A 16,920-nucleotide genomic window follows, 5' to 3' on the forward strand; every position below is an offset into this window, starting at 1 on the left:
CGTATGCCGCTATGGGGGAGAATCGTGACGTGTCTGGAAGCCGGCGTGACCACTCGAGCGCAGACCCGGCATCCGGGCCGGGCCGCCGCCACTCCGACGCCGCCGGCGGGGAGCACCCCGGGATGGCCAACTACCCCAGCGACGAGGACCATTACCGCCGCTCCGGACCCACCCGGCGGTCCAACCCGATGCCCAGCGCCAACCGCTATCTGCCGCCGCTGGGCGAGGAGAGCCAGCACGCCGGCGCCCGATCGGGCCCACCACCGGGCTCCCGTGGTGTCGGCGACGGCGCCGGCGAGCGCATCACCGTCACCCGCGCCGCGGCGATGCGCAGCCGGGAGATGGGCTCCCGGATGTACTCGATGGTGCATCGCGCGGCCACCGCCGACGGCGCCGACAAATCCGGCCTGACCGCGCTGACCTGGCCGGTAATGGCCAACTTCGCGGTGGACTCGGCGATGGCGGTCGCGCTGGCCAATACGTTGTTCTTCGCCGCGGCGTCCGGAGAGAGCAAGGGCAAGGTCGCGCTCTACCTGCTGATCACCATCGCGCCGTTCGCGGTGATCGCGCCACTGATCGGGCCCGCCCTGGACCGCGTGCAGCATGGCCGGCGGGCAGCGCTGGCGATGTCGTTCATGCTGCGCACCGCCCTGGCGATCGTGCTGATCATGAACTACGACGGCGCCACCGGCGGCTACCCGTCGTGGGTGCTCTACCCCTGCGCGCTGGGAATGATGGTCTTCTCAAAGTCGTTCAGCGTGCTGCGCAGCGCGGTGACCCCGCGGGTGATGCCGCCGACCATCGACCTGGTGCGGGTCAATTCGCGGCTGACAGTCTTCGGCCTGATCGGTGGAACGATCGTGGGCGGCGGGATCGCCGCCGGTGTGGAGTACGTGCTGACCACCCTGTTCCAGCTGCCCGGCGCGCTGTTCGTGGTGGTCTTCGTGACGCTGGCCGGCGCCTCCCTGTCGATGCGGATCCCGCGCTGGGTCGAGGTCACCGAGGGCGAGGTGCCGGCCACCCTGACCTACCACGGGCGCAGCGGACCGCTGGGCAGATGGCCCGAGAAGGGATCTACTCGCAGCAGTGGCGCACGACGACAACCGTTGGGCCGCAACATCATCACCTCGCTGTGGGGCAACTGCACGATCAAGGCGATGGTCGGGTTCCTGTTCCTGTATCCGGCGTTCGTGGCCAAGGCCCACCAGGCCAGCGGCTGGGTCCAGCTGGGGATACTGGGCACGATCGGGGCCGCGGCGGGCATCGGCAACTTCGCCGGCAACTTCACCGCGGCCCGCCTGCGACTGGGGCGACCGGCGGTACTGGTCGTGCGTGCGACGATCGCCGTGACCGCGCTGGCGGTGGTGGCCGCCGTCACCGGCAATCTGATCGCGGCGGCGGTGGCCACGCTGGTCACGTCCGGATCGAGCGCCATCGCGAAGGCCTCGCTGGACGCGTCGTTGCAGGACGACCTGCCCGAGGAATCGCGGGCCTCCGCCTTCGGCCGCTCGGAGTCGGTGCTGCAGCTGGCCTGGGTGCTCGGCGGGGCGATGGGGGTGCTGGTCTACACCGAGTTGTGGGTCGGCTTCACCGCGATCAGCTCGCTACTCATCCTCGGGCTGGCGCAGACCATCGTCAGCTATCGCGGCGATTCATTGATCCCCGGGTTCGGCGGCAACCGCCCGGTGCTGGCCGAACAGGAAGGTGCATCGGCGGTGACCAGCCTGTGACGCGGACGGTTCGTTGGCTTCTGGTGGTGCTCGTGGTCGCGGCCTCGGTCGGCGCCGGCGTGGGCGCGTGGCTGCTGACCCGCGACACCGGCTCGCGGCTGCCGCAGATCAGCGCCTACTCGCACGGGCATTCGGTGCGGGTGGGCCCGTATGTGTACTGCAATGTGGTGAACCTCAACGACTGCCAGAACCCGCAGACGCAGGGTGAATTGGCCGTCACCGAGCGCTACCCCGTCCAGTTGTCGGTGCCGACCGCCATCGGGCGGGCGCCCTGGCGGCTGCTGCGCGTCTACGAAGACGAGCGCAACTCGACCACGACGCTGATCCGCCCCGGTACCGAACTGGCCGTGACAATCCCGACGGTCGATCCCCAGCGCGGCCGACTCACCGGGGTCGTCGTGCAGTTGCTCACGTTGGTGCAGGACCAGAGCGGCGAGTTGCGCGACGCTCCGCACGCGGAGTGGTCGGTGCGCCTGCTCTGGCCCTAGTCCGCGCCGTGCCCGGCCGGCACCCGCTCGCCCTCGCGCGTCGGCCCGGGCGGTGTCCCGTCGCCGAATGGCCTGCCGCCCAACGATTCCCGACCGTGCGCGGTCAACCAGCCGGACAGCTCTGGCCCCTTGGGCACGATACCGGTGGGGTTGATGTCGGAGTGCACGATGTAGTAGTGCTGCTTGATCTGCACGAAATCGGTGGTGTCGCCGAAGCCCGGGGTCTGGAACAGGTCGCGGGCGTAGGCCCACAGCACCGGCAGCTCGGCCAGCTTGGTGCGGTTGCACTTGAAATGCCCGTGGTAGACGGGATCGAAGCGGGCCAGGGTGGTGAACAACCGCACGTCGGCCTCGGTGATGGTGTCACCGACCAGATACCGCTGCCCGGCCAACCGGTCGGAAAGCCAGTCGAGGGCGGCGAAGAGTCGGTCGTAGGCCTTGTCGTAGGACCGCTGGGAGCCGGCGAACCCGCAGCGGTACACCCCGTTGTTGACCTCGGTGTAGATCCGCTGGGCGACGTCGTCGATCTCATCGCGCAGCGGCTCGGGGTAGAGCTGCGGGGCGCCCGCGCGGTGGTAGGCCGTCCACTGGGTGGAGAGGTCCAGGGTCATCTGCGCGAAGTCGTTGGTGACCACCTGGCCGGTTGCCACCTCGACGATCGCCGGGACGGTGATGCCCTTGGGATAGTCCGGGAAACGGGCGAAGTAGGCATCCCGCAGGCGCGGGATCTTCAGCACCGGGTCCACCCCGTCGGGGTCGAGGTCGAAGGTCCAACTGCGCTGGTCGTGCGTCGGTCCGCAGAAGCCGATCGAGAGCACGTCCTCCAGCCCTAGCAGCCGACGCACGATGATGGCGCGGTTGGCCCACGGGCAGGCCCGCGCAACGATCAGCCGGTACCGACCGGCTTCGACGGGGTAACCGTCCGACCCGTCGGCGGTGATCCGGGTGGTGATGTAGTTGGTATCGCGTTCGAATTCGCCGCCACCGGCGACATAGGCACCCACGCGTCCAGTGTTCCCCACTCCGGCGGGTGCTGAACCGTTACGCGTCGAGCTCGCTGGCGACCGCGCGGACCACCTCGGACACCCGTCGGGCAACCTTGCGATCGGGGTAGCGGCCCTTGCGTAACTCGGGCTGCACCGCGCCTTCGAGCAGGGTGATCATGTCCTCGACCATGCCGTGCAGCTCATCGGGCGTGTGTTTGCGCTCCACGACGGCCGCCTCCCGACGCGTCCGCGTCAGGCTGGGCGGCGGGTCAATCAGCTTGACGCTCAACGCCTGTGGGCCGCGCCTCCCGGATGCCAGACCGAACTCGACGCGCTGGCCCGCCTTGAGACCCTCGACGCCTTCGGGCAGAGCCGACGCCCGGACATAGACGTCCTCGCCCTCCTCCTGGGACAGGAAGCCGAATCCCTTCTCGGCGTCGTACCACTTCACCTTGCCGGTCGGCACTGGTCTCACCTGCTTGTCTAACGGGTCCATGACAACATGAAGCGCCCCGCCGGTGCAGGACGCGTGTGGGTGATCCTACTAGGGAAGACGTCGACCCAGCACCCCTGTTGAGTTAGGTAGGCTGGCCAAACCGCTGGAGGTGACATGCGCCTGATCCTGAACGTCATCTGGTTGCTGTTCGGCGGGCTATGGCTGGCCCTGGGCTATGCCCTGGCCGGGCTGATCTGCTTCGTTCTCATCATCACCATCCCGTTCGGCTTCGCGGCGCTGCGGATCGCTTCCTACGCGCTGTGGCCGTTCGGGCGGACCATCGTCGAGAAGCCGGGGGCGAGCGCGGGCGCCATCGTCGGCAACGTGATCTGGGTGCTCCTGTTCGGCGTGTGGCTGGCGATCGGACACGTCGTGAGCGCGGTGGCGATGGCGGTCACGATCGTCGGAATCCCGCTGGCGCTGGCCAATCTCAAGCTCATCCCGGTCTCGCTGGTGCCGTTGGGCAAGGAGATCGTGCCCGTCGATGCGGCCAGGGTCGCGTTATGACCGTGACGGCGCTGGGCCTGCCCGCGATCCGCCGCGACTCGGGGGACCATCCCGTCGACATGCCGCGGACGGGCCCCCTGATCGACACCTTCGGCCGGGTCGCGACCGATCTGCGGGTGTCGCTGACCGACCGGTGCAACCTGCGCTGTACCTATTGCATGCCGGCCGAGGGCCTGGACTGGCTACCCGGGGACGAACTACTGACCCGCGACGAGCTGACCAGGCTGCTGACGCTGGCCGTCACCCGGCTCGGCATCACCAACATCCGCTTCACCGGCGGGGAGCCGCTGCTGTACCGCGGCTTGGAAGATGTGGTGGCGGTCGTGGCCGCGCTGCGCCCGCGCCCCGAGATCGCACTGACCACCAACGGGGTGGGGTTGGCCAGGCGCGCCGCGGGTCTGGCCGCCGCCGGACTGGACCGGGTCAACGTCTCGCTGGACAGCCTCGACGCCGAACATTTTGCTGCGATCACCCGGCGTGATCGGCTGTCCGACGTCCTGGACGGCCTGTCCGCTGCTGCCGCAGCAGGTCTGGGCCCGGTCAAGGTCAACGCGGTGCTGGACCCGAAGAGCGGTCTCGACGACGCGGTCGAGCTGCTGGATTACTGCCTGCGGTACGACTATCAGCTGCGGATCATCGAGCAGATGCCGTTGGACGCCGGCCACCTGTGGCGCCGCGACGCCACGCTGAGCGCCGACCAGATCTTCGCGGCCCTGGCCCGGCACTTCGACTTGAGTCCCGACGCCGCGCCGCGCGGCTCCGCCCCGGCCCAGCTGTGGCGGGTCAATGGGGGCCCGGCCACGGTCGGCATCATCGCGTCGGTCTCACACGCGTTCTGCTCGGCCTGCGACCGGACCAGGTTGACCGCCGACGGGCAGATCCGCAGCTGCCTGTTCGCCGCTGAGGAGACCGACCTGCGGGCGCTCCTGCGCACTGGAGCGGACGACGACGTTATAGAGGCCCTCTGGCGGGCCGCAATGTGGCGTAAGGCCGCCGGGCACGGCATCAATGACCCTGGCTTCGTGCAGCCCCTGCGGCCGATGAGCGCGATCGGTGGCTGAGGTGGTCGAGTCGGTGCAAGTCACCGTGCGGTTCTTCGCGGCGGCCAGGGCGGCAGCCGGCGCGGAGTCGGATCTACTGACCGTGCCTCCCGGCACGACGGTGGCCAACCTGGTGAGTGAACTGAGTTGCCGCAGTGACGAACTAGCACGCGTGTTACAGCGGTGCTCATATTTGTGCGACGGCATCGCCGTGCGGAACCGAGCCACCGAACTGCGATCGGGCCAGACGTTGGACGTGTTACCCCCGTTCGCGGGCGGATGATCGTGATTTGCGTCACATCACGATCAGGTAACGAGATGTCCACAGCACGGTTGACAGCCTGAATCAGCTGCGCGAACGCGCCGTTTTCGTGGGCCTTTAGAGCTTCTTTAACATTTGCCGGTAGGTGAAACGCCCGAATTCGCAAAAGGTGACGGCACTCTCGGTAGCCATTACCGTCTCTCGGAGGTCAGCCCCCTCAACAGGGCAGGCCCTCTCCGCTCTTAGCGCCGAGCTCCATCCATGGAGCGGGGAGACCGACAAGAACCATGGATGGAGGCGGGGGACCCACCGGTCCACCGAATATCGGACCTGGGGCCTTAACCGGCCCCTTGGGGTGAAGCCGAGGAAGTTTCCACCCGGAAACGACTCGGCCGGGCGACCTCTCCAGCCCGAACCCGACAGCTGACCTCGCGGGCGCATCGAAGAGAGGAACACACCGACATATGAGTGGACGGCATCGCAAGCCCACTTCTTCGTCAATCAGCGTCGCCAAGATCGCCGTAACCGGCGCCGTCATCGGCGGCGGCAGCCTCGCCCTCGCCGGCCAGGCACAGGCCGCCCCGGACAACGAATGGGATCAGGTAGCGCGCTGCGAGTCCGGCGGCAACTGGGCGATCAACACCGGCAACGGCTACCAGGGCGGCCTGCAGTTCTCGCCCGGCACCTGGGCCTCGCATGGCGGTAACGAGTACGCCCCGGCAGCGCACATGGCCACCAAGGACGAACAGATCGCCGTCGCCGAGCGCGTGCTCGCCACTCAGGGCAAGGGCGCCTGGCCGGTCTGCGGCCGCGGCTTGTCGGGCGCGACGCCGCGCAACGTGATCAACGAACCCGCACCGGACGCTCCTGCCGCGGTTCCCGCGGACGCCCCCGCTGACGCGCCGCAGATCGAGGCCGTCGCATTCGACGCGCCCCTGCCCGACGCTCCGGCTCCCGACGCGCCCCTTCCCGACGCCCCGGCCCCCGCACCGGAAAACCTGCCGCCGGCCCCCGCGCCGGAGGATCTGCCCCCCGCGCCAGCGCCGCAGGACCTGCCCCCCGCGCCAGCGCCGCAGGACCTGCCCTCCACGCCAGCGCCGCAGGACCTGCCTGCCCCGCCCGCCGATCTTCCGCCCGCCCCGCAGCCCGAGATCGTCTCGGTCTCCCAGGAGGTCGCTCCCCCGGCCGCCGAGCAGGTCGTCGACACCGCGCTGCAAATGCCTGCCCCCGCGGCGCCCGCCACTCCTGACGAGCAGACCATCGTAGTCCAGGCCTCGTCGATCCACCTGCTTCCGCAGGCCCCGGCCGACCCAGCCGACCCGGCCCTGCCGCCGGTCGTGCCGACGACACCGGTGCCGGCACCCGCTGCTCCTGCCGCGCCGTCCGCGGACGGCACCAACGTGGTGGCCGCCGACCAGCCGACGCCGCTGCCCGACGGTGTTCCGCATCTGACGAGCCCGGAGAACCTGCCGCCCGGCACCACCGACGCTCCGACCGGCCCGCAGGAAGGGCCGAACGTGAGCTACCTCAAGGAGCTCTGGCACGCGGTCCAGACCCAGGAGATCAGCCGTGGTGACGCCCTGCTGGCGCTGACCCAGCGCCCGCTGAATACCCCGGTCACCAACGACCCGAGCATGGGAGCCCTTCCGGGTGACCCGAACGCCCCGGCGCCGGGTCCGGCTCCGGCCGACAACAACGCACCGGTGCTGATTCCGGGCGCCCCCGCGCCGGGCCAGTAACCCGCTAGGCCGAATTCACCCACTCGTCGGTGCCATCGACGAAGAACTGGTGTTTCCACACCGGTAGCCGTTCCTTGATGGCGTCGACGAGGTGGGCGCAGGTCTGGAACGCCGCCGCACGGTGGTCGGCCGCGACAGCGGCCACCAGGGCTGCATCGCCGATGCGCAGCGACCCGATCCGGTGGCTGGCTGCCATCGCGCGAACGCCGCTGGCCGTGCCGGCAACCTCGGCGAGCACTTCGAACAATGTCTGCTCGGCCAACGGGTGCGCGGAATACTCCAGCCGCACCACGTCGCGACCACTGTCGTGGTTGCGCACCACACCGGAAAAGCCGACCACCGCACCGGCAGCGTCGTTGGCGACGAGTTCTTCGTGCTCGGTCAACGAGATCGGGCCGTCAACCAGCGCGGCCCGCAGGATCCGTGTCATGGGCGGTGATCTCCTCCGGCAAGTTGGTCCAGCGCATGTTCGAGGACGTCGGCGAGCACCGACAGGCCGTCGCGCACCCCTCCCGTCGAGCCCGGCAGATTGATCACCAGCGTGCGTCCGGCGACCCCGCATACCCCGCGCGACAGCACCGCGGTGGGCACCTTCGGCAGCCCGGAGCGGCGGATGGCGTCGGCCAGCCCCGAAATCTGGTAGTCGATGACCTCGAGGGTGACCTCGGGGGTGGCGTCGGTCGGCGAAATCCCGGTCCCGCCGGAGGTGATGACGACATCGGCGCCGTCGGCGATCGCCGCCCGCAACGCGTCACCGACGGCGCTGCCGTCGACGACCACGACCGGGGCGGGGACATCGAAGCCGCGATCGGCGAGCCAGTCGACCAGGATGGGCCCGCACCGGTCCGCGTAGACGCCGGTGGCGGCTCGAGTAGAGGCGATCACCACCCGCGCGCTGCGGCTCACGTCGGACGCACCCACAAGCCGGTCTTGCCGCCCTCCTTACGCAACACCCGGATGTCGTCGAGGCGGGCGGCGGGGTCGACGGCCTTGATCATGTCGTAGAGCGTCAGGGCGGCCACGCTGACGGCGGTCAGCGCCTCCATCTCAACGCCGGTCCGGTCCGTGGTACGCACCGATGCCGTGACCGCCACCCCGGTGTCCCCGATCGCGAAGTCGATGTCGACGCCGGTGAGCGCCAGGTGGTGACACAACGGGATCAGATCGCTGGTGCGTTTGGCGGCCAGGATGCCGGCCACCCGGGCGGTCGCCAGCGCGTCCCCCTTGGGCAGACCGCCGGAGGCGATCAACGCCACCACCTCGGCGGTGGTGTGGACGGTTCCGGTCGCCACCGCGGTACGCGCGGTGGCGACCTTGTCGGTGACGTCGACCATGCGTGCCGCACCGTCCTCGTCGAGGTGCGAGAGGCGACGCTGCGGTCCGCTGGTCACCGGTTACTTGTTGACGACAGTGACCGGATGCAGATAGGGCAGGTCAGAGGCCGGCAGCGGGAACGTGACGTCGCCGAACGGAGACAGTGCGCCCACCCGGTCGGCGGCCAGCTCGCTCACCGCATGGTCCTCGGGATCCCGGGTCGGCCAGCCGTTGTCGACGTACCTGGTCTTGGTCTTCTCAGCCACGACAACATTCTGACACTCGTCACGCCCTCTCGTGCACATAGGCACCTGTTTTACGCTGGTCAACAATGACCGAACAGCCGCTTCCAGGCGTACCGCTGGGCGCCTGGCTGGCTGATCTGCCCGACGACCGGCTGATCCGCCTGCTGGAACTCCGGCCGGACCTTGCCCAACCCGCACCCGGCAGCATCGCGGCGCTGGCCGCCCGCGCCGCCGCCCGTCAGTCGATCAAGGCCGCGACCGATGAATTGGACTTCCTGCGGTTGGCGGTCCTCGACGCCCTGCTGGTACTGCGCGCCGACACCGAGCCGGTGCCAGTGGGCAAGCTGCTGGCCCTCGTCGGCGAGCGCGCCACCGAGGAGTCGGTGCTGGGTGCGCTGGACGACCTCCGCGAGCGCGCACTGGTGTGGGGCGATGCCGCGGTGCGGGTGTCCGCCGAGGCGTCCGCCGGCCTGCCCTGGTACCCGGGGCAGGCCACCCTGGAGGACTCCTCGCGCTCCGGCAAGCAGATCTCCGCGGCCATAGAGGCGCTCAACGAACCGCAGCGCGATCTGCTCGAGCGGCTGCTGATGGGTTCACCGGTGGGCCGCACCCGCGACGCTGCACCGGGCGCGCCGGCCGACCGGCCGGTCCCCCAACTGCTCGCGGCCGGGTTGCTGCGCCAGCTCGACTCCGAGACGGTGATCCTGCCGCGCCATGTCAGTCAGGTGCTGCGCGGCGAGGAGCCAGGTCCGGTGCACCTGGTACCACCGGAGCCGGTGGCCAGCACCACCACCGTCACCGATGCCGACGCCACCGCGGCGGGCGCACTGCTCGACCTGATCCGCGAGATCGAGCTCGTTCTCGAAATGCTTTCCGCAGCACCGGTTCCCGAGCTGCGTAGCGGTGGACTCGGGGTTCGCGAGGCCAAACGGCTGAGCAAGATCACCGGGATCGGCGAGCAGCGCCTCGGGCTGGTCCTTGAGATCGCCGCGGCGGCCGGCCTGATCGCCAGCGGGATGCCCGACCCCGAACCCCCGGATGCCTCCGGCCCGTACTGGACACCGACGGTGGCTGCCGACCGGTTCTTCGAGACCGCGACCGCGGCCCGCTGGCATCTACTGGCCACCACCTGGCTGGATCTGCCGTCACGCCCCGGGCTGATCGGGAGCCGCGGCCCAGAAGGTAAACCCTATGCGGCCCTCTCGGATTCGCTGTACTCCACGGCAGCGCCGCTGGATCGGCGGCTGCTACTGGACCTGTTGGCCGACCTGCCGGCCGGGGCCGGCGTCGATGCACCGCACGCGTCGCGGGCGCTGATCTGGCGCCGTCCCCGGTGGGCGGCGCGGCTGCAGCCCGAGCCGGTCGCCCATCTGCTTGATGAAGCTCAGGCGTTGGGCCTCATCGGCCGCGGCGCCTTGAGCACACCGGCCCGGGTGCTGCTGGCTGATGATGAGGACGCCGCCGTCGCGGAGATGGACAAGGTGCTGCCGGCGCCCATCGATCACTTCCTGGTGCAGGCCGATCTGACCGTGGTGGTGCCGGGACCGCTGCAACGCAACCTGGCCGACGAACTGGCTGCCGTGGCCACGGTGGAATCGGCTGGTGCGGCAATGGTGTACCGGGTCAGCGAGCCGTCGATCCGGCACGCCCTCGACACCGGCCGCACCGCCGGAGCCTTGCACAACTTCTTCGAGCGGCACTCCAAAACCCCTGTCCCCCAGGGTTTGACCTACCTCATCAACGATGTAGCCCGCCGGCACGGGCAGTTGCGCGTGGGGATGGCGTCGTCGTTCGTGCGGTGCGAGGACGCCACGCTGCTCTCGCACGCGATCGCGGCGCCGGCGCTGGAACCCCTCGATGTGCGGCTGCTGGCGCCCACGGTCGCGGTATCCCAGGCGCCGATCGGCGAGGTGCTCGCCGCGTTGCGCGCGGCCGGTTTCGCCCCGGCCGCAGAGGACTCCTCGGGTTCGATCGTCGACCTGCGCCAGCGCAGCGCACGGGTGCCGGCGCCGCTGCACCGCCGGGTGTTCCGCGCGCTGTCCAAGCCGAGCGCCGAGACCCTGGCTTCGGTGGTCTCGATGCTGCGGCGGGTGGACTCCTCACCGCTGGCCAGCGCTCGCCTGGACCCCGCGGTCTCGATGGCGCTGCTGCAGCAGGCCGCCATCGAGCACAAGGATGTGGTGATCGGCTACGTCGACGCGGCCGGGGTGGCGACCCAGCGGGTGGTGCGCCCGCTCAGCGTCCACGGCGGCCAACTGGTGGCCTGGGACCCGACCCAGGGCCGGCCCCGGGAGTTCGCCGTGCATCGCGTGACGTCGGTGATGTCGGCCGACGCTGGATAATGGGGAGATGACCTTCACCGAAGAAGCCCAGAAGCGACCCTCGTGACCGACGGTCCGCTGATCGTGCAGTCGGATAAGACGGTGCTGCTCGAGGTCGACCATGAGCTGGCCGGCGCCGCCCGGGCCGCCATCGCGCCGTTCGCGGAGCTGGAACGCGCTCCTGAGCACATCCACACCTACCGCATCACTCCGCTGGCGTTGTGGAACGCCCGTGCCGCGGGCCATGACGCCGAGCAGGTGGTCGACGCGCTCGTCAGCTTCTCCCGCTACGCGGTCCCCCAGCCGCTGCTGGTCGACATCGTCGACACCATGGGCCGCTACGGCCGCCTGCAGCTGGTCAAGAGCCCGGTGCACGGGCTGATTCTGGTCAGCCTCGACCGCGCGGTGCTCGAAGAGGTGCTGCGCAACAAGAAGATCGCCCCGATGCTTGGTGCGCGCATCGACGACGACACCGTGATCGTCCACCCCAGCGAACGCGGCCACATCAAGCAGATGCTGCTCAAGATCGGCTGGCCGGCCGAGGACCTGGCCGGGTACGTCAACGGCGAGGCCCACCCGATCAGCCTCACCCAGGACGGCTGGGAACTGCGCGACTACCAGGAGATGGCGGCCGACTCGTTCTGGGCGGGCGGTTCGGGAGTCGTGGTGCTGCCATGCGGGGCCGGCAAGACGCTGGTCGGCGCGGCGGCGATGGCCAAGGCGGGTGCCACCACGCTCATCCTGGTCACCAACACCGTCGCAGGCAGGCAGTGGAAACGGGAGTTGATCGCCCGCACCTCGCTGACCGAGGAGGAGATCGGCGAATACTCCGGTGAGCGCAAGGAAATCCGGCCGGTCACCATCGCGACGTACCAGGTGATCACCCGGCGCACCAAGGGCGAATACCGCCATCTGGAGCTCTTCGACAGCCGCGACTGGGGGCTGATCATCTACGACGAGGTGCACCTGCTGCCGGCGCCGGTGTTCCGGATGACCGCCGACCTGCAGTCACGACGGCGGCTCGGGCTGACGGCCACCCTGATCCGTGAGGACGGCCGCGAGGGTGACGTCTTCAGCCTGATCGGCCCGAAGCGCTACGACGCGCCGTGGAAGGACATCGAGGCCCAGGGCTGGATCGCCCCGGCCGAGTGCATCGAGGTCCGCGTCACGATGACCGAGAACGAGCGGATGCTGTACGCGGTCGCCGAACCCGACGAACGCTACAAGTTGTGCTCCACGGCCCGCTCCAAGATCGCGGTGGTGAAGTCGATTCTGGCCAAACACCCCGATGAGCCGACGCTGGTGATTGGCGCCTATCTCGACCAGCTCGACGAGCTCGGGGCCGAACTGGGCGCGCCGGTGATCCAGGGCTCGACGAAGAACACCGAACGTGAGGCCCTCTTCGAGGCGTTCCGCCGCGGCGAGGTGCGGACACTGGTGGTGTCCAAAGTGGCGAACTTCTCCATCGACCTTCCGGAAGCCTCAGTGGCCGTTCAGGTTTCGGGAACATTCGGCTCCCGGCAGGAGGAAGCGCAGCGGCTGGGCCGGCTGCTACGCCCCAAACATGACGGCGGCGGCGCGGTGTTCTACTCCGTGGTGTCCCGCGACAGCCTCGACGCTGAATATGCCGCCCACCGACAGCGTTTCCTGGCCGAGCAGGGTTACGGATATGTCATCACCGACGCCGATGACCTGCTCGGCCCGGCGATCTGATATCGCCGCACGGGAAGTAGCCGTCGAACCGGGACAGCAACAGCGCGGCGCCGCACGACCGCACCACTGATGCGCGAAATCGACGGCTAGGCATCGCAACAGGCACGACACGCCCAATTTTGGGCATCCCGCAGCGAACGAGCCAACGACAGGCTAGTCTTCGCCGGGTTCCGTGGTTGGTGATGTGAGGAGTGCTCGTGCGCGCAGCAGGTTTCATCGGTCGGGTCGGCGGGCTTGCGGTGGCCCTTGGGGTGGGCGCGGCACTGCTGGACGGTTCGGCCGTGGCATGGGCGGATGGCCCCGCAACGGCGTCGTCGTCACAGCAGGGCGCGGGCAGTTCGGCCGATTCGACGGGTGCACCACGCTCGACCGGTCAACGCTCCGCCGCGGCCACGCGGGGGCAGGGCAAGCCCCGCTCGGCAGCCCGGGTGTCGGCACATCCGGCAGCGACGTCACCCACGACGACCATGCTGACCACTATCACCTCCCCCGCGGCCTTGCCCGCGGCGGCCCCGAGCACACCCACGACCCCGGGCTCCCCGACCGCTCCGGCCGGGGAGCCGCTGGAGTTGGCGCTGCTGGCCGCCAGCCGGCGCGAGACCGCCCGCACCGCCACCGCGGCCCATACCACCTCCCTGGTCAGCGATACCGCCGTCGCGGCCGCCGCCCAGAACACCGGCCTGATCCTGGGACCCAGCGGTGACCCGATCCCCAGCCCCATTTACGTCAGCAAGATCTTCGAGCAGTACGTCAAGCCGCACAGCCCTGCTGGTACGCAACCACAGGCGGTGTTCACACCCGAGGGGCTGTACCCGATCACCGGCGTCAAGAGCCTGCCGCTCGACACCTCCGTGAAACAGGGAGTCGAGATTCTCGGTGATACGTTGCAGACGGCACTCGACCCCAGTGGGCATGTCACCGTGTTCGGATACTCCCAGAGCGCGATCATCGCATCGCTCTTGATGGGTGACATCGGCAAAGACCCGCGGATCAATTTCGTCTTGGTCGGCAATGAGATGAACCCCAACGGCGGATTCTTGGCACGCTTTCCCAACCTGACGATGCCGAGCCTGGGCATCCCGTTCTACGGGGCCACCCCCAACAATGCCTCCGACGTCACCAACTACACGCTCGAATACGACGGCTTCGCCGATTTTCCGCGCTATCCGCTGAACTTCCTGGCTGACCTCAACGCCGGCATGGGAATCGTGTTCACGCACACCCAGTACGCCAATCTCACCGCGGACCGGATAGCTGACGCCATCGCGCTGCCCACGCTGCACCCGGACACCCAGCACTACTACATCATTCGCACCGAGGACCTGCCGCTGCTCGCCCCGGTGCGGTTGCTTCCTGTGATCGGCAAGCCGATCGCAGACCTGCTGCAGCCCGCGCTGAAGGTGATCGTCAACCTCGGCTACGGCGATCCCGCCTATGGCTGGTCCAACGACGGCTATGCCGACGTCCAGGCCACCTTTGGCCTATTCCCCGATGTGGCGCCCAGCGTTGTTGCCGAAGCCCTTGGCAAGGGGATCAAGGAGGGGATCGAGGCCTTCCTCGCCGATATCGGCCCGAGTGGGTCGGTGGCACAAGAGCTTTCGGCGATGCTGCAGGCTTCGCACAGCTACCCGGGTGTGACGGTGCCGCCCATCGACGACGTTCTCACCTCGCTGCAGACCGTGGTCACCGACACCACCAACAGGATCACCAAGGCCGCCGCATCGCTGTACGCCGCGCTGCTGCCCACCGCAGACATCATCAACGCCCTGGTGACGACGCTGCCGGCCTACGACGTCTACCTGTTTCTCGAGGGAATCAAGCAGGTGGTCAGTGGCGACGTCATCAACGGGCTGGTCAACGCGATCGGACTGCCGATCGCGGCGAATGTCGGGCTGTCCACCACCGCCGGACTGATCGGGGCGCTGGTGTGGACGCGCGCCATTGCCGACGCCGTCGGCAATTAGCGCCCGGGCCAACGCTGCTCAGGAAAGCGCGGGAATCACCTCACGCTCGAACAGCTCGATGCCGGATCGGTCATAGGCCGCTTCAGGGAAGTAGCAGATCACGTACTCACAACCCAGGTCGCGCAGCCGCGACAGGCTTTCGACGACCTGCTCGGGCGTACCGGCCGCCGACCCGGGCGCGCTGACCGTCGTCATCATCGCCTCAGCGGCCGCGTCGCCGCAGACGCCGGAGAGCCGGTCACGCACCCGTGCGACGCGCTGCTTGACGTCGTCTTCGGTGCTTCCGACGATCGCGTTGACGTTTGCTGAGCGCACGATGGCGTCGAAGTCGGTTCCCACCTGCCGGCAATGCGCGGCCAGCACCTCCGATTTGTGCGCGAAGCCCTCGGGCTCGGACGTGAAGTTGGTGTACTGGGCGTACTTCGCTGCGATCTTCAGTGTGACCCTCTCCCCGCCCCCGGCGATCCACAACGGGATTCCGCCCTGCTGCAGGGGTTTCGGCGCGACGATCGCGCCCTCGACCTGGTAGTGCTCGCCAGCGAAACTCACCTTTCCGTCACGCCAGGCATCCCGCATGATCTGCACACCCTCGTCCAGCCGGGCCAGGCGCACACCCGCGGAGGGAAACCCGTAGCCGTAGGCCCGCCACTCGTGCTCATACCAGCCGCCCCCGATACCCATCTGCACCCGGCCGCCGGAGATGATGTCCGTGGTCGCCGCGACCTTGGCAAGGTAGGCCGGATTGCGGTAACTCATCGCGGTGCACATCTGGCCGAGCTTGATCCGCGAGGTGGTCGCCGCATAGGCGGCCATCAGCGTCCACGCTTCGTGGGTGGCCTCCTCGGTCGGCATCGGCACGGTGTGGAAGTGGTCGTACACCCACAGCGAGTCCCATTGCCCGGCGTCGGCGTGATCGGCCAGATCTCGCATTACCTGCCAATGCTTTTCAGTCGGAATACCGACGAGGTCGAGTCGCCAACCCTGGGGGATGAAGAGTCCGAAGCGCATGCAGCCGACTTTACGGACCGCCGAGCCGCGGCGAAACGCTGCCGGCCAGCCGACCGTCCTCTCGGCCGCAACCGGGCCGCGGCTCGGCGGACTAGCCTGGCGAACATGGCACTTTCCAAGAACGAACGCGAGCAGTTCCTGGCTCAACCGCACATCGCGGCGCTGTCGGTGTACGCCGGCGACGCCCGAGGTCCGCTGACCGTTCCGATCTGGTACCAGTACGCCCCTGGCGGGGAGCCGTGGGTACTAACCGGTGCCGGTTCGCGCAAGGCGCGCCTGATCGAAGCCAACGGCTACTTCTCGCTGATGGTCGAGCATTCCGACCCCAGCATCCGCTACGTCACCGTCGACGGGCCGGTCAGCCGCATCGAGCCCGGCACCGACGAGCAACTCGTCGAGATGACCAGGAGATACCTGCCCGCCGACAAGGTCGATGCGTACCTCGACTACGCCCGCCGCGAGCTCGGCGACAACGTGGCGATCTTCATGCAGGCCCAGCATTGGTTGTCGGCCGACCTCGGCACGCTCTGACGGAACTGCATCCCCCGACCGCCGCCACCTGGTCCAGGCAGCAATCAGCCCCTCCCTTTCGGGAGGGGCCAACGCTCCCCCGTGCCTCCTCATACCCCTGGCGCCATGCCTATGACACCTCAAAATCTAGCTGAGAGCAACCTGAGACGGGCCAATTCAGCAAAAATTTTCTATCTCGTAGGCAAATGCCCCCCGGTGGCGTCCGCGAACTACAATCGTTGACATATGTCGAGTTCAGACCGCCTTCCGCAACGGCACGCCAACGGCAAACGGCCGATTTCACGCGACGCGGGCAATCTTTCCAGCAACTCCCCACCCAGTGTTGATTGCATCCCGTGAGTATCGAAATTTGCTGATGCGAGCATCGCGGCGGATTATTACTGCTCAGCTGGCACTTAGATACCCTACTATCCGTTTGCGAAAATCACGTTCTGCCGACCCCAGACGCCGGTGTCCATCAGGGGCGATTCCCCGGCACAGGCCAAGGTCAGGGCACCACGGCAATCCCGCAGCCCGCAGGGCGAGCCCACGGGGCCGTGGGCGCAGACTCCCTGCACCGCAGCGGCAATCCGGTGC

The 16,920-nt window shown here is 68.6% G+C and carries 17 protein-coding genes and 1 riboswitch; of the genes, 10 read left to right on the forward strand and 7 right to left on the reverse strand.

What is annotated here, in order from left to right:
* The first annotated feature begins 11 nt into the window (after positions 1–11).
* On the forward strand, positions 12–1,730 hold the full coding sequence (locus ADBZ9K_RS18540; RefSeq protein ID WP_526623051.1) for an MFS transporter: 1,719 nt from the start codon (positions 12–14) through the stop codon (positions 1,728–1,730).
* A complete protein-coding gene (locus tag ADBZ9K_RS18545; protein ID WP_526623053.1) occupies positions 1,727–2,218 on the forward strand; it encodes a DUF2771 family protein in 492 nt (163 codons plus the stop codon). Before ADBZ9K_RS18540 ends, ADBZ9K_RS18545 begins: the two co-directional genes overlap by 4 nt.
* Here the strand turns inward: ADBZ9K_RS18545 and ADBZ9K_RS18550 are convergent.
* The gene (locus ADBZ9K_RS18550; protein WP_526623055.1) at positions 2,215–3,222 is read right to left on the reverse strand and encodes a glutathione S-transferase family protein; all 1,008 of its coding nucleotides are present in this window, start codon (positions 3,220–3,222) and stop codon (positions 2,215–2,217) included. The two genes, ADBZ9K_RS18545 and ADBZ9K_RS18550, sit on opposite strands and share 4 nt — an antisense overlap.
* Before the next feature lie 37 nt (positions 3,223–3,259).
* Positions 3,260–3,670: a cold-shock protein gene (locus ADBZ9K_RS18555; protein ID WP_526624219.1), complete on the reverse strand. Its 411-nt coding sequence runs from the start codon at positions 3,668–3,670 to the stop codon at positions 3,260–3,262.
* 144 nt (positions 3,671–3,814) lie between these two features.
* Between ADBZ9K_RS18555 and ADBZ9K_RS18560 the strand changes: the two genes are divergently transcribed.
* The 4 genes from ADBZ9K_RS18560 (at position 3,815) to ADBZ9K_RS18575 (ending at position 7,248) form a co-directional block, all read left to right on the forward strand.
* The gene (locus ADBZ9K_RS18560) at positions 3,815–4,207 is read left to right on the forward strand and encodes a YccF domain-containing protein (RefSeq protein WP_526623057.1); all 393 of its coding nucleotides are present in this window, start codon (positions 3,815–3,817) and stop codon (positions 4,205–4,207) included.
* On the forward strand, positions 4,204–5,268 hold the full coding sequence (gene moaA / locus ADBZ9K_RS18565; protein ID WP_526623059.1) for a GTP 3',8-cyclase MoaA: 1,065 nt from the start codon (positions 4,204–4,206) through the stop codon (positions 5,266–5,268). Before ADBZ9K_RS18560 ends, moaA begins: the two co-directional genes overlap by 4 nt.
* Entirely contained in the window at positions 5,261–5,530 is a 270-nt protein-coding gene (locus ADBZ9K_RS18570) for a MoaD/ThiS family protein (RefSeq protein ID WP_526623060.1), read from the forward strand. The genes moaA and ADBZ9K_RS18570 overlap by 8 nt, the downstream gene beginning before the upstream one ends.
* Positions 5,531–5,749: 219 nt before the next feature.
* Positions 5,750–5,962, forward strand: a riboswitch (cyclic di-AMP (ydaO/yuaA leader).
* Between the two features lie 11 nt (positions 5,963–5,973).
* Complete coding sequence (locus tag ADBZ9K_RS18575) at positions 5,974–7,248, forward strand: transglycosylase family protein (protein WP_526623062.1); 1,275 nt, start codon at positions 5,974–5,976, stop codon at positions 7,246–7,248.
* A 4-nt stretch (positions 7,249–7,252) separates the two neighbouring features.
* Here the strand turns inward: ADBZ9K_RS18575 and ADBZ9K_RS18580 are convergent, their stop codons facing one another.
* From ADBZ9K_RS18580 to ADBZ9K_RS18595, 4 genes are read right to left on the reverse strand one after another with little or no spacing between them, the layout of a single operon-like run.
* On the reverse strand, positions 7,253–7,678 hold the full coding sequence (locus ADBZ9K_RS18580) for a molybdenum cofactor biosynthesis protein MoaE (protein WP_526623064.1): 426 nt from the start codon (positions 7,676–7,678) through the stop codon (positions 7,253–7,255).
* Entirely contained in the window at positions 7,675–8,154 is a 480-nt protein-coding gene (locus ADBZ9K_RS18585; protein WP_526623066.1) for a MogA/MoaB family molybdenum cofactor biosynthesis protein, read from the reverse strand. The genes ADBZ9K_RS18580 and ADBZ9K_RS18585 overlap by 4 nt, the downstream gene beginning before the upstream one ends.
* The gene (gene moaC, locus ADBZ9K_RS18590) at positions 8,151–8,639 is read right to left on the reverse strand and encodes a cyclic pyranopterin monophosphate synthase MoaC (protein WP_526623068.1); all 489 of its coding nucleotides are present in this window, start codon (positions 8,637–8,639) and stop codon (positions 8,151–8,153) included. Before moaC ends, ADBZ9K_RS18585 begins: the two co-directional genes overlap by 4 nt.
* A gap of 3 nt (positions 8,640–8,642) precedes the next feature.
* Positions 8,643–8,828, reverse strand: coding sequence for a hypothetical protein (locus tag ADBZ9K_RS18595; RefSeq protein ID WP_526623069.1), 186 nt, complete (start codon positions 8,826–8,828; stop codon positions 8,643–8,645).
* A 65-nt stretch (positions 8,829–8,893) separates the two neighbouring features.
* Between ADBZ9K_RS18595 and ADBZ9K_RS18600 the strand changes: the two genes are divergently transcribed.
* From ADBZ9K_RS18600 to ADBZ9K_RS18610, 3 genes are all read left to right on the forward strand, one after another.
* Entirely contained in the window at positions 8,894–11,149 is a 2,256-nt protein-coding gene (locus ADBZ9K_RS18600) for a helicase-associated domain-containing protein (protein WP_526623071.1), read from the forward strand.
* A gap of 42 nt (positions 11,150–11,191) precedes the next feature.
* Positions 11,192–12,841 (forward strand): DNA repair helicase XPB, encoded by a 1,650-nt coding sequence (locus ADBZ9K_RS18605; protein WP_526623073.1) that lies wholly within the window; start codon positions 11,192–11,194, stop codon positions 12,839–12,841.
* A 197-nt stretch (positions 12,842–13,038) separates the two neighbouring features.
* Positions 13,039–14,805 carry a PE-PPE domain-containing protein gene (locus ADBZ9K_RS18610; RefSeq protein ID WP_526623075.1) on the forward strand — a complete coding sequence of 589 codons (1,767 nt, stop codon included), beginning with the start codon at positions 13,039–13,041 and terminating at the stop codon, positions 14,803–14,805.
* Positions 14,806–14,823: 18 nt separating this feature from the next.
* Here the strand turns inward: ADBZ9K_RS18610 and ADBZ9K_RS18615 are convergent, their stop codons facing one another.
* Positions 14,824–15,813 carry an LLM class F420-dependent oxidoreductase gene (locus tag ADBZ9K_RS18615; RefSeq protein ID WP_526623077.1) on the reverse strand — a complete coding sequence of 330 codons (990 nt, stop codon included), beginning with the start codon at positions 15,811–15,813 and terminating at the stop codon, positions 14,824–14,826.
* A 105-nt stretch (positions 15,814–15,918) separates the two neighbouring features.
* On the opposite strand from ADBZ9K_RS18615, the gene ADBZ9K_RS18620 reads away from it, so the two are divergent.
* Entirely contained in the window at positions 15,919–16,344 is a 426-nt protein-coding gene (locus ADBZ9K_RS18620) for a pyridoxamine 5'-phosphate oxidase family protein (RefSeq protein WP_526623079.1), read from the forward strand.
* Positions 16,345–16,920 lie beyond the last annotated feature (576 nt).

Source organism: Mycobacterium sp., from assembly GCF_965229265.1.
Taxonomy (GTDB): Bacteria; Actinomycetota; Actinomycetes; order Mycobacteriales; family Mycobacteriaceae; genus Mycobacterium.